We start from the raw sequence: 26,296 nt of genomic DNA on the forward strand, positions 1-26,296 counted from the left end.
TTAATCTTGAGTATTATGAAATTGTCTCACATTGCTGCGCATGCAACAAGAGCTGACATCAACCTAGCGAGAGACCTGAGATGACGACGCCCAAGATTTCCTTCGAATTCTTCCCGCCGCAAAATCTCGAAGCCTCCTTCCGGCTTTGGGACACCGTGCAGGTCCTCGCCCCGATGGACCCGCGCTTTGTTTCGGTGACCTATGGTGCCGGCGGCACCACCCGCACCCTGACCCGCGACGCAGTGTCGACGCTGCACAAGTCTTCCGGCCTGAACGTGGCCGCGCATCTGACCTGCGTGAACGCCTCCAAGGCGGAAACACTGGAGATCGCAGACCAGTTCGCCGAGGCTGGCGTCACCGAAATCGTCGCCCTGCGCGGCGACCCGCCCAAAGGTGAAGGCAAGTTCACGCCGCACCCGGACGGCTTTGCCAACTCCGTCGAGCTGATCAAGGGGCTGTCGGCGCGCGGCAACTTCAACATCAAGGTCGGCGCCTATCCGGACCGCCACCCGGATGCTGCCGATCAGGCTGCGGATGTGGAGTGGCTGAAGCGCAAGCTGGATGCCGGTGCCAATGAGGCGCTGACCCAGTTCTTCTTCGAGGCTGAGACCTTCTTCCGCTTCCGCGACGCCTGCGAGAAGGCCGGGATCGACGGCAGCAAGCTGACCCCCGGCATCCTGCCGATCGAAAACTGGAAAGGCGCCCGCAATTTCGCCAAGCGCTGCGGCACCATCATTCCGGACTGGGTCGAGGACGCCTTTGACAAGGCGCTGCGGGACGGCCGCGAGGAACTGCTGGCGACCGCGCTGTGCACCGAATTGTGCTCAGACCTGCTGGAGGGCGGCGTGGACAAGCTGCACTTCTACACGCTGAACCGGCCGGAACTGACCCGCGACGTCTGCTTTGCCCTGGGTGTCACCCCCAAGGTGTCGCTGCAGAACGTGGCGTAAGCATTGCGCAAAACGGCGTGCGGTTTCTAATGGCCGGGACTTCCCGCCAAGGACCCGCGCGCCATGTTCTATGCCAAACAGCCCTCTGATCTGCTGACAATCGATCAGATATCCCAGGTTTCCGGCCTCGATTTCATGCAGGGCATTCTCGACGGCCGCCTGCCCGGCCCGCCGATTGCCGAGACACTGGGCTATCACCTGCACAGTGTCGAAGACGGCCAAGTGGTGTTCCGCGGCACGCCGGACTTCCATGTCTGCAACCCGATGGGCACCGTGCATGGCGGCTGGTACGGCACGCTCCTGGACAGCGCGATGGCCTGCGCGGTGATGACCAAGGTGCCGCTGGGTGCGGTCTACACAACGCTGGAATACAAGATCAACATCCTGCGGCCGATCCCGCTGGGCACCACGATCGACTGCACCGGCAGCATCGACCATGTCGGCCGCTCCACCGGTGTGGCCCATGGCGAGATCCGCGGGCTGGAGGACGGAAAGCTCTACGCCACCGGCTCCACCACCTGTATCGTGATGCAGATCGCACGGGGCTGAGCACGAGGCCGCCGGGTGCGGCCTTGTCTGCTGCGGCTTTCCGCCTAAGTATGTGCAAGCATATGAAAAACAGCAGAAAGGCTGATCATGCCGCCAAACAGCCTCGCCCGGGCCGCAACCGCCCGCATCCAGGTTCTGGCGCCTGTCAGCGAGCTGGACTTTCTGGACACCCAATCACTGGTTCTGCCGGTTCAGGTCACGCCGCTGGAGGCCTGGAACATCATGCATTCCCAGCCCCTGCCCGGCCTGAAGCTGGCCTTCCGTCTGCGCGACGCCATCTCCGCCCTGTTCGGGGTCAAGCGGATCGGCGGCTTCTCCGGCCGCCGGCACGAGGATGTGGCGGTTGGCAGCAAGCTCGACTTTTTTCTGGTGGAGGCCGTATCGGACGAGGTTCTGACCCTGACGGTCCGGGACCGGCATCTGGATGTGATGACCTGCGTCACCAGCAGCAGCGGGGTGCTGAGCATCACCTCGTCCGTGAAAACCCGTAACCTGTTCGGCCGCCTCTACATGCTGCCGGTCCGCCCGGCGCACAAGCTGATCGTGTCGCGGTCGCTGAAACGGCTGCAGAAAGAACTGCAGCAGCGCATAGCGGCCGGTCAGTAACGCCGCCGCATCCCGAAACTGAAAACCGGATCGGAGGTCTCCGGACTGCCAGCGTCAGTCCCCGTCAGGTTTTTGAGAATCTGGCCAGCCAGCCGCCAGCCGCCGGCGTCCCCTGGAGGCCGCTATCGACACTGCTGTGCAGCCGTTCGCTGGCATCCAGCCCGACCCGGCGGCGGCTGCGCAGCAGGAAAATCTTGGCCCACCCCTGCCAGGTGCCGACCGAGGGCGCCTTGGGGTCCACCGGAAAACGCATGCGCCAGTCGCTGGGCAGCGGCAGGCCGCGCTCCTCTGCCTTCTCCAGCATCCAGATCAGCGAGACATTGGCCAACGGCCGCGCGTCTTCAAACCCGCCAAGCTGACCACCCACATCGCCATGCGCGCCGCGGAACCAGACCTGTTCGACATGGCCGCTCCAGCCCTTGGGGCAGTCCCACAGCACCGGTCTGAAGACATCGCGCGTCTCATCCAGCGCCAAGGCGTGGTAGCCGCTCTTGATATGCGGACCCAGCGTATGGTTGTGGAAATTATGCTGCCGTTCCGCCCAGCGCCACAGCAGCGGCAGGCGCAGGCCCAGCGCCTTCACAGTATCCCAGACGCCGACCATCTCGATTTCCACCTCATCATGGCAGTGAGCGGCGGTAAAGGCCGCCCCGGATTTGGAGCGCCCGTTCAGACGGTAGTGCCGGTAGGCGGTGCGGATATGGCGGACGGTGGCATGTTCGGGCTTCAGCAATCCGACCCGGTCGATCACCCCTGCCAGCGAGCGCACCGCATAGGCGCCGCGGGAGTATCCGAACAGGTAGATCCTGTCGCCTGGCCGGTAGCGCGACGCCAGATAGCCATAGGCGCGGCGGATCTGCCGATTGATGCCGCGCCCCATCATCACGTCCGGCGCACTGCCCCAGCCTTTCCACTGCACCCCGGATTCATAGAAGACCGAAACCTGCCCGCTCATTTCCCGGCACAGGCGGTACAGCTGGCCGGGATGGGTTTCGCGGCCGGCTTCCAGCGTCGACATGGTTCCGTCCAGGATGATCACATGGGCCTGCGGCCCGCGCAGCTTGGTTTCCCCGGAATGCTCCGAGCGCAGCGGCCGTCCAAGCCAGCCTAAAACCCTCTTACTCAGCTGCTTCAGAAACATCCCTAAGCACTTCCCAAATCCTCAGCGGGGTGAACGGCATGTCCACCTGCCGCACGCCGCGGTCCCAGACCGCGTCCTGCACCGCGTTTGCCACTGCTGCCAGCGCACCGACGGTGCCCGCCTCGCCGCAGCCCTTCATCCCCATCGGGTTCTGTGTCGAAGGCACCGGCTCGGAGGTAAACCCAATCATGGGGACGCCGCTGGCCCGCGGCAAGGCATAGTCCATGAACGAAGCCGTGAGCAGCTGTCCGTCCTCATCGTAGACAACGCGCTCCAGCATGGCCTGTCCCAGCCCCTGCGCCACCCCGCCATGCACTTGGCCTTCGGCCAGCATCGGGTTGATCAGATTACCGAAATCGTCAACTACAGTGTAGCGCTCCACATCGGCTTGCCCAGTCTCCGGGTCGATAACAATTTCGGCAATATGTGCACCGTTCGGAAACGAACGCCCCGGCAGCCGGGCCCGCGCCGCGTGGCGCTGCAGGTCAGCGCGGCCTTTCGCGCGGGCCATCTCTGCCGCTTCCAGCATGGTGGGAGTCAGGTTCGATCCCGGTGCCCGGAAGGTCTCTCCGTCAAACTCCACGGCGTCTTCTTCCGCCCCCATCTCGTCCGCCAGGAAGGGGGTAAAGGCGGCAATCATGGTCTCCACCGCGGCCAGCGTCGCGTTGGCCTGGGTGGTGACAGAGCGCGAGCCGCCGGTGCCGCCGCCCTGGGCAATGCGGTCGCTGTCGCCCTGGATCACCTGGATGTTTTCGGACGGAATGCCGCTCTGGTCGGCCAGGAACTGGGCATAGACGGTTTCGTGCCCCTGCCCGTTGCTTTGCGTGCCGACATAGATGTTCACCCGGCCATCCTCCAGAAACTCCACTGCTGCGCCTTCTGAAGGATCTCCCAAAATGCTTTCGATATAGTAACAGACCCCGACGCCCCGGTACTTGCCGCGGTTACCATTTTCCGCGCGGCGGGCGGCGAATCCCTTCAGATCCGCCTCCTCGGCAGCCCGGCTCAGCACTTTATCGAAGTCGCCCACGTCATAGGTCTCCCCGGTCACGGTGCCATAGGGAAACGCCGCAGGCTTGATGAAATTCCGCCGGCGCAGCTCCAGCGGATCAACCCCCAGCTCCCGCGCAGCGCGGTCCATCACCCGTTCCAGCACATAGATCGCTTCGGGCCGCCCGGCGCCCCGGTATGCATCGACCTGGGTGGTGTTGGTATAGATCCCCTCCACCTGCAGCCAGGCGGTCCGGATGTCATAGACACCGGCCAGCACCCGGCTGAACAGCTGGGTCTGGATCGGCTGCCCGAAATGCGCGTTGTAAGCGCCAAGGTTGCATCGGGTGCTGACGCGGTAGGCGGTGATCTTCAAGTCCGCATCAAAGGCCAGCTCCGCCAGCGAGGTCAGATCGCGCCCGCCATTATCGCTCAGCATTGCCTCGCTGCGGTCCGACATCCAGAACACCGGGCGGCTCAGCACGGTGGCAGCATGGGCAACCGCAAAATACTCCGGATAGGCAAAGGCCTTCATTCCGAAGCCGCCGCCGACATCCGGCGTGGTGACCCTGATGTCCTCCTCGTTCAGCCGCAGCTTGGCGGCCAGCTGGCTTTTCATGCCCCAGACCCCTTGGCCGCCAAAGGTGAAATGCAGCCGCCCCTCCTGCCATTCGGCAAAGCAGCCGCGCGGCTCCATGGTGCTGACCATGATCCGGTTGTCCTCAACCTGCAGCGCCACCGTATGGGCAGCGGCACTGAAGGCCTCGGCCGTGGCGGCCTCATCCCCCATGCCCCAGTCGAAGGCCTTGTTGTCCGGCACGCTGCCGTGCAGCGGCTCGCCGCCGGGCATCAGGTCCAGCTTGACCGGCAGGTCGTCAATTTCCAGCTCGATCAGCTCACCCGCGTCGCGGGCCTGCTCCAGCGTTTCGGCGACAACAACGGCCACGGGTTCGCCGACATAGCGCACCCGGTCGCGCGCCAGCATCGGCCGTTCCGGCGACGCCCCGTCTGAGCCGTCGCGGTTCTTCACCGTGGTGCTGTCCATTGAGACGTCGATACCCGCCGCCTCCAGCTCTGCCAGTGTGATCACCGCATGGACGCCGTCGGCTTCCAGCGCGTCTTCGGTGTGCAGCGCTGTGATCACCCCATGCGCAACCGGGCTGCGCAGCACCCAGGCGCGCAGGGCGCCTGCCGGGGCAGCGTCTTCGATGTAGTTGCCCTGCCCGGTCAGGAACCTGACGTCCTCGACCCGTTTTACCGGCTGGCTTTTCCCGAACTTGTCCATGCTCGCCCCCTGTCCGTGCTGACTGATCTCAAGGGGGCGAGAGTACCTTTAGCTGGCCGGTTGTCCAGCCAGCTCGATCACCGTCGCCACGTCAGACAGGCCGTAGCCGTTGAACTGCGTGCTCATGGCGGAGGAATAGGCGCCCAGCCCCGGGAACAGAACATAGTCGCCTGTCGCCGCATCACAAGGCAGCGGCAGCCCGTCCGGCAGCCGGTCGAGACTGTCGCAAGTTGGGCCGAACACCACCCGCGGCTTGCGCTTGCCTCCGCGATGCTTGCCGTCGTAGCCGACAACCTCGACCCGGCCCGGCAGGCCCATGTCGCGGATGTCGACCAGCCCGCCATAGATACCGTCGTTGAGGAACACCACCTCGCCTTCCTTGCGCATCCCTTTGATGCGGGCGGCCAGGGTAAAGCTCTCAGAGACCATGGCCCGCCCCGGCTCGCAGATCAGCCTGGGCTTGTCTGCACCAAAGGCCGCATCCGCCGCCTGTCCGATAGCGGCAAAAACCCTTTCCAGATCCGGCGCCACGCCGTCGCGGTTGGCAGCAAAGCCGCCGCCGACGTTCAGCCGGGCAACCTTCACACCGGCCTGATCAATGATCCGCTTGGCCGCATGGACATATTCGACCCAGGCGCTTTCGTCCTCGCACTGGGTGCCGGGGTGGAAGCACAGTGCCGGGGTCCAGCCGCGGGCGGCCACCTGCTTCAGCAGGTCTACTGCCTCCTCCGGTGCAGCGCCGAACTTGCTGCCGAAATCATAGGCCGCGCCCGCCACCGGCAGGGCAAAGCGCACCGCGATCTCGCAGTCGCGCGGCACCGCGTCCAGCTTCTCAAGCTCGCTCAGCTCATCCACCGACCAGCTGGCGACGCCGTGTTCGATGCCGGCTTCTATCTCTGCCTCGGAGCGCATTGGGTTGTTGTAATGCATCACCGCATCAGGGCTGGCGGCGCGCACCGCCTCCATTTCCGCGGGCGAGGCCACGTCAAACGCCGTGATTCCCGCGGCCACAAGATTGGACAGAACCGCCGGATGCGGGTTTGCCTTCACCGCGTAGGTCACCAGCCCCGGAAACCCCTCGCGGAACCGCCGCGCCACCTCGTGCAGGACCCGCGGCGAGAAATACAGGATCGGATGATCCGGCGTGCTGCGGGCCAGGTGGGACTCAGGCGAAAGCCATAGCGGGGGAATCTGCTGCATCGGGTAATCCTCATTCGTTTTGCATATTTTCCGCGCATTCTTCGTCGATTCCGGTTGGCACTTTGCCTATAGTGACGAAAACAACCGTCACATCGTAGGCCATTCATGCAAACCGACGACACAGATCAGCGCCTTGTCACCCTGCTGCGGGAAAACGCCCGCCGCCCGGTGGCTGAGCTTGCCCGCCATCTGGGCCTCGCCCGCACCACCGTGCAGGCCCGGATAGAGCGGCTCGAAACCTCCGGCGTCATTACCGGCTACACGCTCAAGTCCTCCGCCGCTGCCCGCCCGCCGCTGCAGGCCACGGTGCTGATGTCGATTGAACCGCGGTCAGGGCCTGAGGTGCTGGCCCGCCTGCGCAGCCTGCCGGGGGTGGAGGTGGTGCACACGACCTCCGGCCGGTTCGATCTGCTGGCGCAGGTGGTTGCGCAAAGCACGGCGGAACTGGACGACACCATCGACAGGATCGCAGAGGCCCGCGGCGTGCGATCTTCCGAGAGCCTGATCCACCTGGCCACCAAGCTGGACCGGACCGGGCAATAAGGGTCAGACAGTTTTCACGTAATCCAGCAGCCAGTCCCGGAACAGTTTTGCTGCGGGACGCATGGCGCCGCGGTCAGGATAGATCAGGTGATAAGCCTCCTGCCCCGGCACGTCGACGTCCGGCAGGCAGCGCACCAGTCCGCTGGCCCTGACCACCGCATCCGACGCAGGCGCCCGCGCCAATGCAATCCCCATGCCCTGCGCCGACAGTTCCGCCGCCATCAGCGAGTTGTCGGCAAAGAAATAGCGCGCTTGCCCATGGGACAGGCGCAGGTTCTCAAACAGCTGCACCCAGCTGGCCCGGTGGGTCGAGACTTCGATCAGGGGAAAGCGGAAGAGGTCATGCGGAGACTGGATTTGTGCAGCAATCTCCGGCGGGGCCGCCGGATAGAGCACCTCCCGCAGCAGCTCGTCGCCTTCGGTCCCGAACAGCGACGGGTTGCCAAAGACGATCTGCAAGTCGGTGAACTGGTTGGCGAAGTCCGCCGCCATATTGCCGGTGCTGAGCGCCAGGCTGACCTGCGGATGCGCGGCTTGGAACTGCGGCAGCCCCCGCGCCAGCACCCCGTGGGCAAACAGCAATACTGACTGCACAAACAGCCGTTGCTCCCGGCTTTCGCCGAACAGGCCGGTGGTGGCGGTTTCCAGCATCAGAAGCGACTGCTGCACAGAGGGCAGATAGGCCCGCCCGGCCTCTGTCAGCGTCACCGCATGGGCGTGGCGATGAAACAGCGGTGTTCCGAGCTGCGTTTCCAGCGCCTTCACCTGTTGACTGACGGCTGCCGCCGACATGTTCAGCTGCGCCGCTGCACGGGCAAAGCTTTCGGTGCGTGCCGCGGCCTCAAACACTCGCAGCCAGTTCAGGGAGGGGATCCGGGTCGCCATGGAAGGAGGCTAAGCAGAACTTAGCCTAACCGGCAAGACATACCGTGCTGGGAATAACCGCCCCTCACATAGGGTTCTCTGCAGCGAACACCCGCTGCTTCGGCGGCAAATTCACCAGCAATATGAGACACGAGACATGACAAGTCCCGCCAACGCCCCGCGCCCCAAGCGGAAGATTTGGAACTTCACCCCCCAGCTTCCAATCCAGACCTCCCCCTATTGGGATTGGCCGATGAAACCGCTGGCCTCGATCAGATACCTGCTGCAAAGCTGGAACCCGCTCGCACTCAGGGCGCTGCTCCTGGTGTTTGCGATCATCACCTGGACCTTCTTCACCCCTTCGCTGGACCGCATCGCCACCTTCAGCTGGGACTGGGTGTTCGAGATCTGGTTCCGCAACTTCTGCATCCTGATGGTGGTGGCAGGCGGGCTGCATCTGGCGCTTTGGAGGTTCCGGACGCAAGCGGATGAGTATCGCTATGACATGCGCCCGATGATGAAGGGCGCCAAGGTCTTCACCTTCAAGAATCAGGTCTGGGACAACATGTTCTGGACGCTAGGCCCCGCACTCACCTTCTGGACCTTCTGGGAGAGCTTCATCCTTTATGCCTATGCCAACGGCTGGGTGACGATGATCACGCTGGAGAGCAACCCGGTCTGGTTCACGGTGATGACCGTCATCATCCCGATCTGGGCGGGCTTCCACTTTTACTGGCTGCACCGGCTGCTGCATGTGGGCGTGCTCTATACTAAGGTGCACGCGTGGCATCACCGCAACATCAACACCGGCCCCTGGTCCGGCCTGGCGATGCACCCGGTGGAGAGCTTCTTTCTGATGTTCGACACGATGATTTTCTTCCTGCTGCCCTCGCACCCGGTGCACGCGATCTTCCTGCTGTTCCACCACGGCATCGGCGCCCCGACCTCGCACGCGGGGTTCGAGCATCTGAAGTTCGGCAACAAGGCCAAGTTCCTGGTCGGGGATTTCTTCCACCAGCTGCACCACCGGTTCTTCGACTGCAACTACGGCACCTGGGAGACCCCCTGGGACGAGTGGTTCAACACCTTCCACGATGGCACCGACGAAGGCAACGAGATGGTCAAGGAACGCCGCCGCAAAATCTGGGCAGCCGAGTAACCAGAAATCAAAACAAACCGCCGGGCCCGCAGCGGCCCGGCTTTCCCATTTGAACGACAGGGGAAACCCATGAAGAACATCTACACCTTCGGCCGCCGCCCGGCGCAGCGCAACTACACGGTCAAGGATCTGATCGACCTGAAGAAAACCGGCGAGCGCCTGACCATGTGCAACCCGGCCAACGAGGCCGAGATCCGGGCCTGCGTTGACGCGGGCATCGACCTGCTGACGCTGTGGGACGTGCATCTGGAGATGGCGCGCGAAATCGCCCCCACCCATTTCGCAGGCACCGCGATGAACTGGGGCCAGTTCGCCACCAATGACGAGATCATGCGCCACGCCATCCAGTGCATGGAAAACGGCGCCGACATGTATTTCACCAACCGCTCCTGCGACGTGGTGGAAATGCTGGCCAAGGAAGGCATCCCGGTGCAGGTGCACATGGGGCTGGTGCCCTCGCTCAGCCACTGGTGCGGCGGCCTGCGCGCATTCGGGCGCACCGCGGACGAGGCGATGCAGATCCACGATACCTTCAAACGCTACGAGAATGCCGGCGCCTTTGCCTGCGAGATTGAATGCGTGGCCGAGGACACCCTGCGGCTCTTGAACGGCCGCACATCCATCGTGACCATATCCCTGGGCTCCGGCAATGCAGGCGACGTGATCTTCCTGTTCATGGCCGATATCTGCGGCGAAGCGGAAAGCCCGCCGCGCCACGCCCATGCCTTCGGCGACCTCGGGCGCCTGCACAGGCAGATGTACCAGGAACGGGTCGAGGCGCTGCAAATGTTCCAGTCGGAAGTGCGCGCCAGGAACTTCCCCTACAAGGCGCAGGCGATCTCCATGCATGAGGGCGAACTGGAAAAACTGCACGAGGCACTGGACAAGCTTTAACCGCCGCTGCGCGAACAGCGCCGGGCAACCCTTTGCCCAGCCGGAAAAATCGTGCGCCCGGCCCGTACCGCGGAATGCGCGTCAGCAGGGGCCGGGCGTCTTTGTCTGCGGCGCCGCAGCGGGACGCCTGAAAGCCTGATGCGCCCCGCGGTGCCGCGCGGCGCATGGTGACGGTAAAACGCATCCGCCCGCCCCAGGTTCCGGGAAAATTCGCTTTGGCACGCAGCCTGCCTGCAGCTGCACGGCTGGGACTTTCCCTTTGCCGCCCCTTTCGGTAAGGGATAGCGCGACCCGAAATAACACGCACGCAGGATCGAGCGCATGGCGATGGAAAAGACATTCAACGCGGCCGAAGCCGAGAGCCGCCTTTACAAGGCCTGGGAAGAAGCAGGCTGTTTCAAGGCAGGCGCAAATGCCAAGCCGGAGGCCTCCACTTACTGCATCATGATCCCGCCGCCGAACGTCACCGGCGTGCTGCACATGGGCCATGCCTTCAACAACACCCTGCAGGACATCCTGATCCGCTGGAAGCGGATGCAGGGCTACGACACCCTGTGGCAGCCGGGCACCGACCACGCAGGCATCGCGACGCAGATGGTGGTGGAGCGTGAGCTGGCCAAATCCCAGCAGCCGTCGCGCCGCGAGCTGGGCCGCGAGAAATTCCTGGAGAAGGTCTGGGAGTGGAAGGAGAAATCCGGCGGCACCATCGTCGAGCAGCTGAAGCGCCTTGGCGCCTCCTGCGACTTCTCGCGCACCGCCTTCACCATGGCGGGCGCCCATGGCGACACCCGCGTGGGCCACGAGAACTCCCCCAACTTCCACGATGCCGTGATCAAGGTGTTTGTGGAGATGTACAACAAGGGGCTGATCTACCGCGGCAAGCGGCTGGTCAACTGGGACCCGCATTTCGAGACCGCGATCTCTGACCTCGAAGTCGAGAACATCGAGGTCGCGGGCCACATGTGGCACTTCAAATACCCGCTCGCGAACGGCGCCACCTACACCTATGTGGAGAAGGACGCGGACGGCAACGTGATCCTCGAGGAAGAGCGCGACTATATCTCCATCGCCACCACCCGGCCCGAGACCATGCTGGGCGACGGCGCTGTGGCCGTGCACCCCTCGGATGAGCGTTACGCCCCCATCGTCGGCAAGCTGTGTGAAATCCCGGTGGGCCCCAAGGAGCACCGCCGCCTGATCCCGATCATCACCGATGAATACCCGGACAAGGACTTCGGCTCCGGTGCGGTGAAGATCACCGGCGCGCATGATTTCAACGACTACCAGGTCGCCAAGCGCGGCGGCATTCCGATGTACCGCCTGATGGACACCAAGGGCCAGATGCGGGCCGACGGCGCGCCTTATGACGAGGGCGCAGGCATTGCCATGGCGGTGGCCAAGGGCGAGCAGACCCTGAGTGAGAACGAGGCCGATGCCGTCAACCTGGTGCCGGACGACCTGCGCGGTCTGGACCGGTTCGAGGCGCGCAAGCTGGTGGTCGAGCAGATCACCAGCGAAGGCCTGGCGGTGATGGTCAGCGAGACCAAGACCGTCAAGGGCGAGGACGGCGAAGAGACGCAGGTCACCGAGACTGTTCCTTACGTCGAGAACAAGCCGATCATGCAGCCCTTTGGCGACCGCTCCAAGGTCGTGATCGAGCCGATGCTGACCGACCAGTGGTTCGTGGATGCGGAAAAGGTTGTCGGCCCGGCGCTGGATGCAGTGCGCAACGGCGATGTGAAGATCCTGCCGGAATCCGGTGAGAAGACCTATTACCACTGGCTGGAAAACATCGAACCCTGGTGCATCTCGCGCCAGCTGTGGTGGGGCCATCAGATCCCGGTTTGGTATGTTCCGGCAGTAGGCAATGGGACAATTGCCCTCGCGGCGCACGAAATCATCTGCGCGGCGTCTCAAGACGAAGCCTTGGAAAAAGCCAACGAGTATTACAAGCGGAATGGTTTTGATACCGAACTGGTGCTCTGCGAGCAAAAGCTGTCGCCAGAGGAACTCCAAACGTGGATTGCGGAAAACGGTACAAAGAAAATGCCGATTTCTCGTGACCCTGACGTTCTGGACACCTGGTTTTCCTCCGGCCTGTGGCCGATCGGCACGCTGGGCTGGCCGGACGTCACTCCGGAAATGCAGAAGTATTTCCCGACCTCGACCCTGGTCACCGGTCAGGACATCCTGTTCTTCTGGGTAGCCCGGATGATGATGATGCAGCTGGCGGTGCTGGACGAGAACCTGCCGGTCAAGGAGCGCATCCCCTTCGACACCGTCTATCTGCATGGCCTGGTGCGCGACGCCAAGGGCAAGAAGATGTCGAAATCCACCGGTAACGTGGTGGACCCGCTGGAGATCATCGAAGAGTTCGGCGCCGACGCGCTGCGCTTCTCCTCCGCGGCGATGGCGGCGCTTGGCGGCGTTCTGAAGCTGGATATGGAGCGGCTCAAAGGCTACCGGAACTTTGGCACCAAGCTGTGGAATGCGGTGAACTTTGCCCATTTCAACAACGTCTATGACGAAACCGTCCCGGCCTATGCCTGCCCGGACGCCAAGGCCGCGGTGAACCAGTGGATCATCGGCGAGACCGCCAAGGTGCGCGTGGAAGTGGACGCGGCGCTGGAAGCCTACCGTTTCAACGATGCGGCCAATGCGCTTTATGCCTTTGTCTGGGGCAAGGTCTGCGACTGGTACATTGAGCTGTCGAAGCCCCTGTTCAACTCCGATGATGAGGCGGTGATCGCAGAAACCCGCCAAACCCTGGGCTGGGTGCTGGACCAGTGCATGATCCTGCTGCATCCGATCATGCCCTTCATCACTGAGGAGCTGTGGGGCAACACCGCCAAGCGCGAGAAGATGCTGGTGCATGCTGAGTGGCCCACCTACGGCACCGAGCTGGTCAATGCGGATGCCGACGCCGAGATGAACTGGGTGATCACCGCGATTGAAAACATCCGCTCCACCCGCGCGCAGATGCATGTGCCGGCCGGCGCCAAGATCCCGATGGTGGTGACCGAGTTCTCCGATCAGGCCCGCACGGCCTGGGAGAAGAACGAGGCGATGATCCAGAAGCTCGCCCGCATCACCTCGCTGGAGCAGGTGGAGAGCTTCCCCAAGGGCTGCGCTTCGGTCGCCGCCCCCGGTGCGTCCTTCGGCCTGCCGCTGGCGGATGTGATCGACGTGGACGCAGAAAAGGCACGTCTGGAGAAAACCCTGGGCAAGCTGGCCAAGGAGCTGGGGGGGCTTCGCGGGCGGCTGAACAACCCGAAGTTCGCGGCCTCCGCACCGGAAGAGGTTGTGGCGGAAGCCCGCGAGAACCTCGCCGCGCGCGAGGAGGAAGAAGCCATGGTCAAGGAGGCGCTTGCGCGCCTGGCCGAGATCGCCTGACCCTACCTGCAAGCATCCTTGAAACGCCCGCCCCTCCGGCGGGCGTTTTGCTTTCTGCCGCAGCGCTTTGAAACCATTATATTTTCCGGCAATACGGGGAATTTCCTGGTAACCGCCCCATTGTCTTTGCCGCGCTTTTGTATCAGCCTGCCCGCAACCATAAGAACAAGGGAGGCTGCAGCCCATGCCCGATGGAAACAAGCCCAAAGGATACTGGGTCGCCCACGTGGATGTGCGCGACATGGAACGCTATCAGGCCTATATCGAAGCCGCGCGCCCGGTGCTGGCGGAATACGATGCAAAGTTCCTGATCCGCGGCGGTGAGCGGGAAGTCCGCGAAGGCGCCTTCCGGTCCCGCACCGTGGTCCTTGAATTCAAGGATTTCGAAACCGCAAAAGCCTGCTATGATTCCGTGGCTTATCAAAACGCCAAGGCCTTTCGCGATCTGGTCTCGACGGGTGATATGCACATCATCGAAGGATACGGCGGCTGACCCCGCCTGCCCGCTGCTCTGCCTGAGGTCTGCTGATGCCCTTGCTCAAGAAGTTCTTCCAAGCTTTCCGCCCCTCCGAACCGCCTGCCCTGCCGGACCCGGATGCCGAGCTGGCGCTGGGGGCGTTGCTGGTGCGGGTGGCGAAATCCGACCGCGAATACCAGCTGGAGGAAATCAGCCTGATCGACCGGATCCTGGCGCGCCTCTACCAGCACAATGCGATCGAGGCCGCCAAGGTCCGCGCCACATGCGAGAAACTGCATGCCGCCGCGCCGGAGACCGACACCTTCGGCCGCCTGATCCGCGAGACCACCGGTCTTGAGGAACGGCTGGCGGCGCTGGATGCGCTGTGGGAGGTGGTGCTGGCCGATGGCAACGAGCACGAGGGCGAAGTCACCATCATCGAGGATGCGCGCAAGGCCATGGGCCTGTCCTATGCCGACAGCGAAAAAGCCCGCGCCCGCGCGATGAAGAAATTCAGCCCCACGGCGGAGGACAGCTGATGTTCAAGGAACTGCTGAACCGGCTGCTCGTGCCGGCACCGGCGCAGCTGGATAACGAAGGCGCCCGGCTGGCGCTGACGGCCCTGCTGGTGCGGATTGCCCGCTCCGACCACAACTATTCCGAGGTGGAGAAGGACCGCATCGACCGCATCCTGGCCACCCGCTACGGGCTGGACACCGGCGGCGCTCTGATCCTGCGCGAACAGGCAGAGGCGATGGAGGCCGAGGCCCCCGATACCGTGCGCTTTACCCGCGCGATCAAGGACGCGGTGGCCTATGAGGACCGCACCGGCGTGATCGAGGCCCTGTGGCAGGTGGCGCTGGCCGACGGCCGCCGGGACGCCAACGAGGACGCCCTGCTGCGGCTGTCCTCCAGCCTGCTTGGGGTTTCGGACGTGGACAGCGCCATGGCGCGCAAACGGGCAGAGGCTGCGAAATGACTGCACATCTAGGCATGTACGACCGCCCGGAAACCGCAGCGGCCAATGACACGTTCTGGGCAGGGATCCGCAAAAACCTGAGCGGCGGGCCGGATCAGCTGACCCGCGGCGCCGATTTCTGGGAAGTGTGGAAATCCCCGGACCTCTTGCTGTCGCAAACCTGCGGCTGCCCCTACCGCACCCGGCTGTATGGCGAAGTGGAGCTGGTGGGCACCCCCGATTACGGCCTGCCCGGCTGCGAGCCCGGCTACTACAACAGCGTATTTGTCGCCCGCAGGGAAGACACGGGCCAGCCGCTCTCTGCCTTTGCCGGACGCCGCTTTGCCTACAACGAAGCGCTGTCGCAGTCGGGCTGGGCCGCGCCGATGGTGCATCTGCATGAGCGCTCCATCCTGCCCGGCGCACTGGTGGAGACCGGCGGCCACCGGCTGTCTGCCGAAGCCGTCGCAGAGGGCCGCGCCGACTTTGCCTCCCTCGACGCGCTGACCTGGGAAATGATCAAGCAGTATGATGGTTTCGCCGCCGGATTGTGCGAAATCGAGCGCACCGTGCCGACCCCCACCCTGCCCTATATCACCGCCCTCGGCAGGGATGCGGATGAACTTTTCACAGCCATTGAGGCGGCCATCCGCAGCCTGGATGAGGACACCAGAGCCCGCCTGCACCTGAAGGGACTGGTACGGTTCACCCCCAGTGATTATCTGGCGGTGCCGACCCCGCCCGGCCCGGTGCTGACCGAACAACGCATCCGCGCAACGGAGCTGACGTAACGCCCCCTTCCGATTTGGGCCTCTTACCCCGCCATTTTGACACCTGAGGTGCCAGCTTGTGCGGTTTGAACGTTGCATTCGTTCTTTTTTTCGGTCCAATAAGAACGAATTTCCACTCACAGGGACAAAGACACCTTGACCGATACTACGCCCGTTCTGCAAATCCGCGGCCTGCATAAATCCTATGGCGAGCTGGAAGTGATCAAAGGCGTCGACATCACCGCCAAGAAGGGCGATGTGGTGTCGCTGATCGGATCTTCGGGATCGGGCAAGTCCACGCTGCTGCGCTGCTGCAACCTTCTGGAAGACAGCCAGCAGGGGGAAATCCTGTTCAAGGGTGAGCCGATCACCTGGACCGGCCAGGGGCTGGCCCGCCGCCCTGCCGACGCCAAGCAGGTGCTGCGCATCCGCACCAACCTGTCAATGGTGTTCCAGCAGTTCAACCTGTGGGCCCATATGACCATCCTGCAAAATGTGATGGAGGCGCCGGTCACCGTGCTTGGCCGCGACAAGGCTGAGGTCGAGGAGAAGGCCCGCTATTACCTGACCAAGGTCGGCATCGGCGACAAATGCGATGTCTACCCGGCGCAGCTGTCCGGCGGCCAGCAGCAGCGCGCGGCCATCGCCCGCGGCCTGTGCATGGAGCCTGAAGCGCTGCTGTTCGACGAGCCCACCTCCGCGCTGGACCCGGAGCTGGAGCAGGAAGTGGTCAAGGTGATCAAGGATCTGGCCGCCGAAGGCCGCACCATGCTGATCGTGACGCACGACATGAAAATGGCGGCCGATGTGTCCAGCCATGTGGTCTTCCTGCACCAGGGCCTGATCGAAGAAGAGGGCACCCCGGACGAAGTCTTTGGCGGCACCCGCTCCGAACGGCTGCGGGCGTTCTTGTCATCGACCCGCCACGAGCAATAATAATGAAATCAATAACCAACCAAAATGGGAGTAACTTGATGAAATCACTGATCCTTGGCACCGCCGCCCTGGCGCTGACCGCGGGCATGGGCCTGGCGGACACCGTGCGCCTGGGCACCGAGGGCGCCTATGCGCCGTGGAACTTCGTCAACGACGCCGGCGAGATCGACGGCTTTGAGCGCGAACTGGGCGATGAGCTGTGCAAACGCGCCGAACTGACCTGCGAATGGGTCAAGAACGACTGGGATTCGATCATTCCGAACCTGGTCTCCGGTAACTACGACACCATCATCGCCGGCATGTCGATCACCGACGAGCGTGACGAAGTCATCGACTTCACCCAGCCCTACACGCCGCCGGATCCGTCGGCCTATGTGGCGCAGTCCGCTGACGTCGACCTGGAAGGCGGCGTGATCGCAGCCCAGGCCACCACCATCCAGGCCGCCTTCATCGCTGAGCAGGGCTGGACCCTGGTCGAGTTCGCGACCCCGGAAGAAACCGTCGCAGCCGTGCGCAACGGCGAAGCCGACGCGGTTCTGGCCGACAAGAGCTTCCTCGACACCGTGATCGGCGACGGCCTGGTGATGCTGGAGAAATCCGAATCCCTGGGCGGCGGCGTTGGCATGGGCTTCCGGGAATCGGACGCTGAGCTGCGCGGCAAGTTCGACGCGGCAATCCAGTCGATGAAAGACGACGGCTCGCTGAACGAACTGATCGCCAAGTGGGAAGTGTCCTCCCAGTGGTAATCTGATCCTGTTTCAGGATCTTGCAGGCCCGCCGCCGCGGCGCGCGGGCCTCATTCATTCTCTTCCGGTGCGAATTGCGCCGGGCACGACCGGAGAAAGACAGGCTCAAACATGTTTTCCTACTGCACGGACCCATCAACGCTTGAGGGGCTGAGCTGGCTCAGCTGCTACCTGACCACCGGCAAGCATGTGAACCTCTACATCTCGGTTTTCGTGGTGCTGACCCTGCTGGCCATCACCGCCCCGGTTGCGCTCTTGTTCGGCTTCGGCGCCGCCAGCGCCGCCCGCTCCAAGTTCCTGCCGCTGCGCTGGTTCGGCAAGGGCTACACCAGCATCGTGCGCGGCGTGCCGGACATTGCCTTCTTCCTGTTTTTCGTCATCGCGCTGGACCAGGCGTTCGAATGGATGCGCCACAAGGTGAAATGCCCGGACTGGGACCAGCCGATCCGCCAGGGCATCGACTTTGTGGTTTGCGACGCGGCCAAGCTGCCGCTGTCCACCGCGCCGCAATGGGTGCATGAAACCTACGGGTTCTTCCTGGCGGTGCTGACCTTCTCCATCGTCTTTGGCGCCTTTGCTGCCAATGTCCTTTACGGCGCCATGCGCGCGGTGCCGCGCGCCCAGATCGAAACCGCTGAGGCATACGGCATGACTCACCGCCAGGCGTTCTGGCGCATCCTGGTGCCGCAGATGTGGGTCTATGCGCTGCCCGGCCTGTCGAACCTGTGGATGGTGCTGATCAAGTCCACGCCGCTCCTGTTCCTGCTGGGGGTCGAGGACATCGTTTATTGGGCACGCGAACTCGGCGGCACCAAGACCGCACGCTTCACCGACTACCCGCACCCGAACTGGCACGTCTGGTACTTTGCCGCGCTTCTGGTGTTCTACCTCTGCTTCACCAAAGTCTCCGAGGTTGTGCTGGACCGGATCATGGCCCGCCTGACCAGGGGCCAGGCCACTGCAGCCGGTGAAGCACAACGAAAGGCAGCGGCATGAGTTGCGTTGAAACCATCCAGGCCTATGCCTTCCGCTCCCTCGGCTTTGGCGAGCGGCTGCTGCCGCGCGGCGAATATACCCTGTGCGAGCATTTCACCCTGATCGGCTCCGGCCTGCTCTGGAACGTCTATTTCGGCGCGCTGGCGCTGATGACCGGCTTCTTTCTGGCGGTCGCCCTGGCAGTCGGAAAATCCAGCCCGAACCCTATGTTCCGCAAGCCCGCGGAGTGGTTCATCTTCGTGTTCCGCGGCAGCCCGCTGTTCATCCAGTTCTTCTTCGCCTACGCCTGCTTCCTAAGCCTGAAGGGCGTGTCCGGCTTCTTCGATCCCTTCACCTCCGCCTGGCTGGGGGCGCTGATCGTGCTGTTCTGCAACACCGCGGCCTACTCGGGCGAGATTTTCTACGGCGCGCTGCTGTCGATCCCCAAGGGCGACATCGAGGCCGCCGATGCCTATGGCATGACCGGCTGGAACCGGTTCCGCCGCATCACCTTCCCGACCATGCTGCGGCTGGCCTGGCCCGCCTACACCAACGAGGCGATCTTCCTGTTCCACGCCACCACGCTGGTGTTCTTCTCCGGTTTCCCGGCCTGGCGCCAGCAGGGCGACGCCCTGTATTATGCCAGCTATTTCGCGGACAAGACCTTCAACCCGTTTGTCCCCTACCCGATCCTGGCCTTCTACTTCATCCTGCTGACGCTGGTGATCATCTCCCTGTTCGGCTTTGTGAACCGGCGGCTGAACAGGCACCTGCCGCAGGAGCGGCGCAAGAAGTTCCGCTGGCGCCCCAACCTGATCCGCTAAAGGCAGAATGGCTCCCTCGGGAGCCATTTTCTTTGAGCGGGCGGACTGCCAGCAAGTATGCCGCGCCGTGATGCGTCCGGCTTTTCCCTCGGAAAACCTCTCTCGCAACCTTCACTTCAAGCTTTTGATCAAATTATCTTGGCGAATGGATTTCCTTAGGCTAGGGTTGGCGCAACGAATTCATGGAGCCCCCAATGGACCTGCCCGGACTGAAGACAATCCGCATTGCCGCCTGTGACATGAACGGCCAGATGCGCGGCAAGCGGCTGCCCGCGAGCCAGGCCGGCAAACTGGAAAGCGGCGGCGCACGGATGCCTGTGTCCGCCCTCAACGTCGATCTGTGGGGCCGCGACGTCGAAGACAGCCCGCTGGTCTTTGAAACCGGCGACGCGGATGGCGTGATGCTGCCCACCGACCGCGGCCCGGTGCCGATGCCCTGGCTCAAGACCGCCTCGGCGCTGGTGCCGATGGCGATGTACTGGGAAGACGGCTCCCCGTTCCTGGGCGATCCGCGCCATGTGCTGGCCGACGTGCTGTCGCGCTACACCGCCCGCGGCTGGACCGTTGTCGCCGCAACAGAGATGGAGTTCAGCCTGCTGGATGACGCCGGCGCCCGCCCGGCACCGCCGATCGACCCGCTCACCGGGCGCGAACTGGATCAGCAATCGGTGCTGTCGATTGCCGAACTGGACGCCTTTGACGAGTTCTTCTCCGATCTCTACGACGGCGCCGAGGCGATGGGCATTCCCGCCCAGGACGCCATTTCCGAGGCCGGCCTGGGCCAGTTCGAAATCAACCTCCACCACCAGGAAGCGATGCGCGCCGCGGATGATGCCTGGCTGTTCAAGGCTTTGGTTAAAGGGCTTGCACGGAAACACGGATTTGCCGCGACCTTCATGGCCAAACCCTATGCCGAAGAGGCCGGGAACGGCATGCATGTGCATTTCTCGGTCGAGGATCAGAACGGCAACAACATCTTCAATGACGGCAGCGAAAGAGGCTCCGACCTGCTGCTGCACGCGGTGGCCGGCTGTCTGGCGGCGATGCCTGCCAGCTCGCTGATCTTTGCCCCGCATGGCAATTCCTATGACCGGCTGGTGCCGGGCGCCCACGCCCCGGTCACTGCCGCCTGGGCGTATGAAAACCGCACTGCCGCCATCCGCATTCCCGGCGGCAGCCCCAAGGCGCGCCGGATCGAGCACCGGGTCGCAGGCGGCGACATCAACCCCTATCTGATGCTGGCCACGGTGCTGGGTGCGGCCTTGGCCGGGATCGAGGACAAGATGCAGCCGCCCGCCCCCTCTGACGGCAACATCTACGAGATCGAGGGCCTGCCGCAGCTAGCCTCCGACTGGGAGACCGCGATCAACTGGTTCGACACCGACCCGCTGATCGCCCGCATTCTGCCCGATCTGGCCATCCGGAACCTGGTGATGACCAAGCGGCAGGAGCTGAAAGGCTTTGCGGAGCGCCCTAAGGAGAGCCATTGGCTGTCCTGGCTGGAAGCGGTATAGAACCGCTTTGCCCGAGGCGCCAGGCAAGGCTCTTGCCCGCTCAGGCGTCCTCGGCTAGGCTTAATTTGATCAAATTTGGTGACTCATGAAAATCGGCATCCTGCAAACCGGCCATTCCCCCGAAGACCTGTTCGGCCCGTTCGGCGACTACGACGCCATGTTCCGCGACATGCTGGACGGCCACGGGTTCGAGTTTCAGACCTGGGCGGTGGTGGACGGCATCCTGCCCGGCGGGCCTCAGGATGCCGACGCCTGGCTGATCACCGGCTCCAAGCACGGCGCCTATGAAGACCACGCGTGGATCCCGCCGCTGGAGGAACTGATCCGCGCCATCCATGCGCGCAAGCAGCCGCTGGCCGGGATCTGCTTCGGCCACCAGATCATCGCGCAGGCGCTCGGCGGCAAGGTCGAGAAGTTCGAGGGCGGCTGGGCCGTGGGTCCCGTCACCTATCAGGTGGGCGGCAAGGACCTGACGCTGAACGCCTGGCACCAGGACCAGGTTGTTAAGCTGCCCGAAGACGCACGGGTGCTGGGCGGCAATGACTTCTGCCAGAACGGCGTCCTCGCCTATGGCGACCACATCATCTCCTGGCAGCCCCACCCGGAATTTCCCAATGCCTTTGTCGGCGGCCTAATCGAAAAACGCGGCCGCGGCGTGGTGCCCGACGACCTTCTGGACCGTGCAGCCGGACAGCTGGATGCACCCGTGGACAACCAAGAAATCGCAACCTTCCTCGCAGAGTTTTACAGGAAAGAGAGGACCTAATGTCAGCCTGGCTCGACACCCTTCCCGAAGCAGCACAAGCCTATCTGGAGGGGCGTCGTCTCGACGAAGTCGAATGCGTTATCTCGGACCTTCCCGGTATCGCCCGTGGCAAGGCGGTACCGGCATCCAAATTCGCAAAGACCGACTATTTTCACCTGCCCGACAGCATCTTCTACCAGACCATCACCGGGGACTGGGCCGATGCGGCGGACGAGGACGGCTGGATCGAAAAGGACATGACCCTGAAGCCGGACATGTCGACGGCAACCGCTGCGCCCTGGACCGGCGACTGGACCCTGCAGGTGATCCACGATGCTTATGACCGGCACGATCAGCCGATCCCCTACAGCCCGCGCAACGTGCTGAAGCGCGTGGTGCAGCTGTACCACGACAGAGGCTGGAAGCCGGTTGTGGCGCCGGAGATGGAATTCTTCCTGGTCGCCCGCAATATCGACCCGGCGAAGGAAATCGAGCCGATGATGGGCCGCTCCGGCCGCCCAGCCGCAGCCCGCCAAGCCTATTCGATGACCGCGGTAGACGAATTCGGCCCGGTGATCGACGACATCTACGACTTTGCCGAGCATCAGGGCTTTGAGATCGACGGCATCACCCAGGAGGGCGGCGCCGGCCAGCTGGAGATCAACCTGCGCCACGGCGACCCGGTCAAGCTGGCGGACGAGGTGTTCTACTTCAAACGGCTGATCCGCGAGGCGGCGCTGCGTCACGACTGCTTTGCCACCTTCATGGCCAAGCCGATCGAGGATGAGCCGGGTTCGGCCATGCACATCCACCATTCGATCCTGGATGTTGAGACCGGCCAAAACATCTTCTCCGGCCCGCAGGGCGGCGAGACGGATGCGTTCTACAACTTCATTGCCGGCTTGCAGAACCATCTGCCCGCGGGCATTGCAGTGATGGCGCCCTATGTGAACTCCTACCGCCGCTATGTGAAGGACCACGCCGCGCCGATCAACCTGGAATGGGCGCGCGACAACCGCACCACCGGCATCCGTATTCCGCTGTCGGGGCCTGAGGCCCGGCGGGTGGAAAACCGCATCGCCGGCATGGACTGCAATCCCTATCTGGGCATCGCCCTGTCGCTGGCCTGCGGCTATCTCGGCCTGATCAACGAGGAGCGCCCACGCAAGCAGTTCAAGGGCGACGCCTATGAGGGCGACGGCGATATCCCGCAAGTGATGGGCCAGGCGCTGGACCTGTTCGACGAGGCCAAGGAACTGCACGAGGTGCTGGGCCCGGACTTCGCCCGCGTCTACTCGATCGTGAAGCGCGCAGAGTATGAGGAGTTCCTGCAAGTTATCTCCCCCTGGGAGCGCGAGCATCTGCTGATGAACGTGTAAAACTCCGGCGCTGCGCCCCGGTGCAGCGCCAGTGCAATTGAGTATTTGGGCAAAGAAGAACAGCGGGACTCTGAGCGAGCCTCCCGCCAACAGGTGAGGTGCGGGATGGCGATGAACCTGCTCTATTCCAATGACCGCAAGGGCGAGTATCCAAACAGCTGGTATGCGGCGACCGCCGCGCCGCTGGAGCGGTTTCCAGCGCTGAAAGGCGATGTAAAGGCGGACGTCTGCATCGTTGGCGGCGGCTATACTGGCCTGTCAGCAGCCCTGCATCTGGCAGAGGCAGGCTTGTCCGTCGTTCTGCTGGAAGCGCAGCGGGTGGGTTTTGGCGCCTCTGGCCGCAACGGCGGCCAGCTGGGCAGCGGACAGCGGATGGAGCAGGACGGCCTGGAAAAGCTGGTCGGCCAGGATGATGCCCGTAAGCTCTGGGACCTCGCCGAAGGCGCCAAGGACCTGGTGAAGGACCTTGTTGCCCGCCACGAGATCGAATGTCACCTGAAGCCCGGCATCGCCCACGCCTGTTTCTCCAGGGGCGAAACGGCGCATGAGCACGCCTATGCGGAACATCTGCAAAACCGTTACGGATATGACCAGATCGAACTGCTGGACCGGGACGCGATGCAGGCCCTCTGCCCCTCCCCGGCCTATGTCGGCGGTTCCCTGGACATGGGGGCGGGCCATCTGCACCCGCTGGCCTATGTGCTGGGCCTGGCCCGCGCAGCAGCCACTGCCGGCGCCGCAATCCACGAGGGCAGCGAGGTTCTGGATATTGAGGAAGGCGCCAGGCTGCGCATCCGCACTGCAGGCGGCACCGTCACCACGGATCACCTGATCCTTGCCTGCAACGGCTATCTCGGCGGGCTGAATGGCCAGGTCGCAGCGCGGGTGATGCCGATCAACAACTTCGTTGTGGCCACCGAACCGCTGGGAGAGGACGCTGCCCGGGTGCTGACCCGCGACGTCGCTGTTGCGGATACCAAATTCGTGGTGAACTACTTCCGCCTCAGCCACGACAAGCGGCTGCTGTTCGGCGGCGGCGAAAGCTATGGCTACCGGTTCCCGGCAGACATCTCCGCCACCGTGCGCAAGCCGATGACGGAGATCTTCCCGCACTTGAAAGACGTGAAGATCGACTACGCCTGGGGCGGCACCCTGGGCATCACCATGAAGCGGATGCCGTACCTGGCGCGGCTGGCGCCCAATGTGCTGACCGCCTCCGGCTACTCCGGCCACGGCGTCGGCACCGCCACCCATGCGGGCCAGCTGATGGCGCAGGCCATTCAGGGGCAGGCCGAAGGGTTTGATACTATGGCCCGCGTCCCCGCCCCGCGCTTCCCCGGCGGGCCGCGGATGCGTTCGCCGCTTCTGGCGCTGGCCATGACCTGGTTTGCCATGCGCGACCGGCTGGGGGTCTGACGCCCCCGCCGGGCCGGCTGGTTTCCGCGCAACTCCGCAACAGTTCTGTGAAATTTCGCCGGGCGCGGGAAATTCCGCCGCGTCCGGGCTTGGCATCCCGGAAACTTAGTTTTAAATTTCCCAAAGAAACTATTCAGGATTTTGAAATATGGCCCTGCCGCCCAACGTTCATGACGCTGAACCCATCCCCGCAGCCGCCCGCGATGCCATCGACGCCCTGATGCAATCGGGCGACCTGTTCCGCTACACCGCGCCGGAAGATGCGCCAGTGACGCTGCTGGAACAGGAATACGCGGCGCTTCTGGGCAGCAAATACGCGCTGGCGGTGTCCTCCTGCTCGGCGGCGCTGTTCCTGTCGCTGAAGGCGCTTGGCCTGCCCCGCGACGCGCGGGTTCTGATCCCGGCCTTCACCTTTGCCGCCGTGCCCTCCTCGGTGGTGCATGCCGACTGCGTGCCGGTGCTGTGCGAGGTGGGCGAGAACTACCGCATCGACATGGGCGATTTCGAAGCCAAGCTGGACAGCGTGCAGGCTGTGATCATCAGCCATATGCGCGGCCATACCTCCGACATGGACGCGATCATGGCGCTGTGCGACGCCCGCGGCATCCCGGTGGTCGAAGACGCGGCCCATTCGCTGGGCACCACCTGGCACGGCCGGAACATCGGCACCATCGGCAAGGTGGGCTGCTTTTCCTTCCAGTCCTACAAGATGGTCAACGCCGGCGAAGGCGGCATCCTGATCACCGACGACGCCGACCTGATCGCCCGCGCCGTGATCATGTCCGGCGCCTATGAGCACAACTGGAAAAAGCACAAGGGCCCGCACGGGGAAAACACCCCGGACCTTGAGCAGGCCTTTGCCAAGTGGCAGAACCAGCTGCCGCTCTATAACCTGCGGATGAGCAACCTCTCCGCCGCCGTGATCCGCCCGCAGCTGCCGGAGCTGGCGCGCCGGGTACGCGACGGGCTCGCCAACCACGACTATGTGGCCGAACGGCTGAACGCCTCGCCCTACTTTGACGTTCCGGCACCGCTGGCCCCGGAACGCCGGGCGCCGGATTCGATCCAATTCAACTTGGTGGATCTCAGCGAGGCGCAGACCCGCGCTTTTGCCGCCGCGGCTGAGGCCAAGGGCGTCAAGGTGCAGGTCTTCGGCCTCTCCACCGACAACGCCCGCGCCTTCTGGAACTGGCAGTTCCTGCGCGACGTTCCCGACCTTCCGCAAACCCGCGCGATGCTGATGAAAGCCTGCGATGTGCGGCTCCCGGTGCGCCTGACCCGGGCTGAGCTGGACGTGATTGCGGACATCCTGCTGGCCGCGGCCGAGGAAACCATGGGTCTGGCAGCTGCCTGAGAACACCCGGCGCTTCAGCGCGTTACTGCCCCGGCCCTGCGCCGGGGCTTTTCGTGATTGCAATCCTGGCTTGTGCCGTCCACGGTGCCGCCCATGAAAGGCCCACTGAAATTCAAGCGGCGCCCGGCAACCGCGCTGGTTGCCATGGCAAACTCCCTGAGCATGGGGGATGCCGTCCCCGAGGACGAACTGAGCCAGATCATTGGCGCAGTGGTGACGAACCGGGCGGAACGGGCCGCGCTGCTGGCCGCCATCCGCGCCTCCAACGACCCGGACTGCGGCCTGGCCGTGGCCGACCTGCTGACCGCCTTTGCCACCGAGGCGGCTGAGGCTGAGGCCCAGGCCCGCGACGCGGATCAGGTCATTGGCCAATGGGCGCAGCGGCTGGCGGCAGGCGCGCTGCTGGCAAGCTTTGGCGCGGCCATTGCCGGCACGGTGACCGGCGGTCTCGCCTTCGGTCTCACCCTGCTGTCATTTTCAGGTTTTGTCTTTGCCACTGCCTCGCGGATCGGCGGCCGGGTGAAAATGCGCCGCCGGGCGCAGGAGCGTGAAAGCGCCGTTTCCCTGGCCCGCCACGTCCTGGAAGCCGGCAAACTCAGCGCAGACGGGAAGTGATATGGAATTTTCAGCTTTCCTCCCCTATATTGG

General features: G+C 63.8%; 25 protein-coding genes. 21 read left to right on the plus strand and 4 right to left on the minus strand.

Annotated elements, in window-relative coordinates; all coding sequences use genetic code 11:
- The first annotated feature begins 80 nt into the window (after positions 1-80).
- The 3 genes from metF (at position 81) to AC58NV_RS04225 (ending at position 2,105) form a co-directional block, all read left to right on the plus strand.
- A complete protein-coding gene (metF, locus tag AC58NV_RS04215) occupies positions 81-950 on the plus strand; it encodes a methylenetetrahydrofolate reductase [NAD(P)H] (RefSeq protein ID WP_497226008.1) in 870 nt (289 codons plus the stop codon).
- 63 nt (positions 951-1,013) lie between these two features.
- A complete protein-coding gene (locus AC58NV_RS04220) occupies positions 1,014-1,499 on the plus strand; it encodes a PaaI family thioesterase (protein ID WP_497226009.1) in 486 nt (161 codons plus the stop codon).
- Positions 1,500-1,586: 87 nt separating this feature from the next.
- On the plus strand, positions 1,587-2,105 hold the full coding sequence (locus AC58NV_RS04225; protein ID WP_497226010.1) for a DUF2867 domain-containing protein: 519 nt from the start codon (positions 1,587-1,589) through the stop codon (positions 2,103-2,105).
- 64 nt (positions 2,106-2,169) lie between these two features.
- On the opposite strand, the gene AC58NV_RS04230 is transcribed toward AC58NV_RS04225, so the two are convergent.
- From AC58NV_RS04230 to AC58NV_RS04240, 3 genes are read right to left on the minus strand one after another with little or no spacing between them, the layout of a single operon-like run.
- Positions 2,170-3,246 (minus strand): T6SS phospholipase effector Tle1-like catalytic domain-containing protein, encoded by a 1,077-nt coding sequence (locus AC58NV_RS04230; RefSeq protein WP_497226011.1) that lies wholly within the window; start codon positions 3,244-3,246, stop codon positions 2,170-2,172.
- Positions 3,224-5,521, minus strand: coding sequence for a xanthine dehydrogenase family protein molybdopterin-binding subunit (locus tag AC58NV_RS04235; protein ID WP_497226012.1), 2,298 nt, complete (start codon positions 5,519-5,521; stop codon positions 3,224-3,226). The genes AC58NV_RS04230 and AC58NV_RS04235 overlap by 23 nt, the downstream gene beginning before the upstream one ends.
- A 48-nt stretch (positions 5,522-5,569) precedes the next feature.
- Positions 5,570-6,721 carry a type III PLP-dependent enzyme gene (locus AC58NV_RS04240; RefSeq protein ID WP_497226013.1) on the minus strand — a complete coding sequence of 384 codons (1,152 nt, stop codon included), beginning with the start codon at positions 6,719-6,721 and terminating at the stop codon, positions 5,570-5,572.
- Between the two features lie 105 nt (positions 6,722-6,826).
- On the opposite strand from AC58NV_RS04240, the gene AC58NV_RS04245 reads away from it, so the two are divergent.
- Positions 6,827-7,264 (plus strand): Lrp/AsnC family transcriptional regulator, encoded by a 438-nt coding sequence (locus AC58NV_RS04245; protein ID WP_366662084.1) that lies wholly within the window; start codon positions 6,827-6,829, stop codon positions 7,262-7,264.
- 3 nt (positions 7,265-7,267) lie between these two features.
- On the opposite strand, the gene AC58NV_RS04250 is transcribed toward AC58NV_RS04245, so the two are convergent.
- Positions 7,268-8,149, minus strand: a complete 882-nt coding sequence (locus AC58NV_RS04250; protein ID WP_497226014.1) for a LysR substrate-binding domain-containing protein — start codon at positions 8,147-8,149, stop codon at positions 7,268-7,270.
- A gap of 136 nt (positions 8,150-8,285) precedes the next feature.
- Here AC58NV_RS04250 and AC58NV_RS04255 point away from each other — a divergent pair, with 136 nt between their 5' ends.
- From AC58NV_RS04255 to AC58NV_RS04335, 17 genes are all read left to right on the plus strand, one after another.
- Positions 8,286-9,287: a sterol desaturase family protein gene (locus AC58NV_RS04255; RefSeq protein ID WP_497226015.1), complete on the plus strand. Its 1,002-nt coding sequence runs from the start codon at positions 8,286-8,288 to the stop codon at positions 9,285-9,287.
- A gap of 69 nt (positions 9,288-9,356) precedes the next feature.
- Complete coding sequence (locus AC58NV_RS04260; RefSeq protein WP_497226016.1) at positions 9,357-10,181, plus strand: 3-methyl-2-oxobutanoate hydroxymethyltransferase; 825 nt, start codon at positions 9,357-9,359, stop codon at positions 10,179-10,181.
- A 321-nt stretch (positions 10,182-10,502) separates the two neighbouring features.
- Positions 10,503-13,574 (plus strand): valine--tRNA ligase, encoded by a 3,072-nt coding sequence (locus AC58NV_RS04265; RefSeq protein WP_497226017.1) that lies wholly within the window; start codon positions 10,503-10,505, stop codon positions 13,572-13,574.
- Positions 13,575-13,758: 184 nt separating this feature from the next.
- On the plus strand, positions 13,759-14,067 hold the full coding sequence (locus AC58NV_RS04270) for a DUF1330 domain-containing protein (RefSeq protein WP_366662079.1): 309 nt from the start codon (positions 13,759-13,761) through the stop codon (positions 14,065-14,067).
- Between the two features lie 41 nt (positions 14,068-14,108).
- A complete protein-coding gene (locus tag AC58NV_RS04275; RefSeq protein ID WP_366662109.1) occupies positions 14,109-14,570 on the plus strand; it encodes a tellurite resistance TerB family protein in 462 nt (153 codons plus the stop codon).
- Positions 14,570-15,010, plus strand: coding sequence for a tellurite resistance TerB family protein (locus AC58NV_RS04280; RefSeq protein WP_497226018.1), 441 nt, complete (start codon positions 14,570-14,572; stop codon positions 15,008-15,010). The genes AC58NV_RS04275 and AC58NV_RS04280 overlap by 1 nt, the downstream gene beginning before the upstream one ends.
- Positions 15,007-15,780, plus strand: coding sequence for a phosphate/phosphite/phosphonate ABC transporter substrate-binding protein (locus AC58NV_RS04285; protein WP_497226019.1), 774 nt, complete (start codon positions 15,007-15,009; stop codon positions 15,778-15,780). Before AC58NV_RS04280 ends, AC58NV_RS04285 begins: the two co-directional genes overlap by 4 nt.
- 135 nt (positions 15,781-15,915) lie before the next feature.
- The gene (locus AC58NV_RS04290; protein ID WP_174146657.1) at positions 15,916-16,695 is read left to right on the plus strand and encodes an ABC transporter ATP-binding protein; all 780 of its coding nucleotides are present in this window, start codon (positions 15,916-15,918) and stop codon (positions 16,693-16,695) included.
- 38 nt (positions 16,696-16,733) lie between these two features.
- Positions 16,734-17,441, plus strand: a complete 708-nt coding sequence (locus AC58NV_RS04295) for a transporter substrate-binding domain-containing protein (protein ID WP_366662076.1) — start codon at positions 16,734-16,736, stop codon at positions 17,439-17,441.
- A 111-nt stretch (positions 17,442-17,552) separates the two neighbouring features.
- On the plus strand, positions 17,553-18,437 hold the full coding sequence (locus tag AC58NV_RS04300) for an ABC transporter permease (RefSeq protein ID WP_497226020.1): 885 nt from the start codon (positions 17,553-17,555) through the stop codon (positions 18,435-18,437).
- Positions 18,434-19,240, plus strand: coding sequence for an ABC transporter permease (locus AC58NV_RS04305; RefSeq protein WP_366662074.1), 807 nt, complete (start codon positions 18,434-18,436; stop codon positions 19,238-19,240). The genes AC58NV_RS04300 and AC58NV_RS04305 overlap by 4 nt, the downstream gene beginning before the upstream one ends.
- Before the next feature lie 194 nt (positions 19,241-19,434).
- Positions 19,435-20,754 (plus strand): glutamine synthetase family protein, encoded by a 1,320-nt coding sequence (locus tag AC58NV_RS04310; RefSeq protein ID WP_497226021.1) that lies wholly within the window; start codon positions 19,435-19,437, stop codon positions 20,752-20,754.
- Between the two features lie 85 nt (positions 20,755-20,839).
- The gene (locus AC58NV_RS04315; RefSeq protein ID WP_497226022.1) at positions 20,840-21,520 is read left to right on the plus strand and encodes a type 1 glutamine amidotransferase; all 681 of its coding nucleotides are present in this window, start codon (positions 20,840-20,842) and stop codon (positions 21,518-21,520) included.
- Positions 21,520-22,878 (plus strand): glutamine synthetase family protein, encoded by a 1,359-nt coding sequence (locus AC58NV_RS04320; protein WP_497226023.1) that lies wholly within the window; start codon positions 21,520-21,522, stop codon positions 22,876-22,878. The genes AC58NV_RS04315 and AC58NV_RS04320 overlap by 1 nt, the downstream gene beginning before the upstream one ends.
- 105 nt (positions 22,879-22,983) lie before the next feature.
- Entirely contained in the window at positions 22,984-24,294 is a 1,311-nt protein-coding gene (locus tag AC58NV_RS04325; protein ID WP_497226024.1) for an NAD(P)/FAD-dependent oxidoreductase, read from the plus strand.
- A gap of 148 nt (positions 24,295-24,442) precedes the next feature.
- Entirely contained in the window at positions 24,443-25,648 is a 1,206-nt protein-coding gene (locus AC58NV_RS04330) for a DegT/DnrJ/EryC1/StrS family aminotransferase (RefSeq protein WP_497226025.1), read from the plus strand.
- 93 nt (positions 25,649-25,741) lie between these two features.
- On the plus strand, positions 25,742-26,263 hold the full coding sequence (locus tag AC58NV_RS04335) for a hypothetical protein (protein ID WP_497226026.1): 522 nt from the start codon (positions 25,742-25,744) through the stop codon (positions 26,261-26,263).
- Positions 26,264-26,296 lie beyond the last annotated feature (33 nt).

The sequence above is a fragment of the Leisingera sp. ANG49 genome (genome assembly GCF_059694505.1).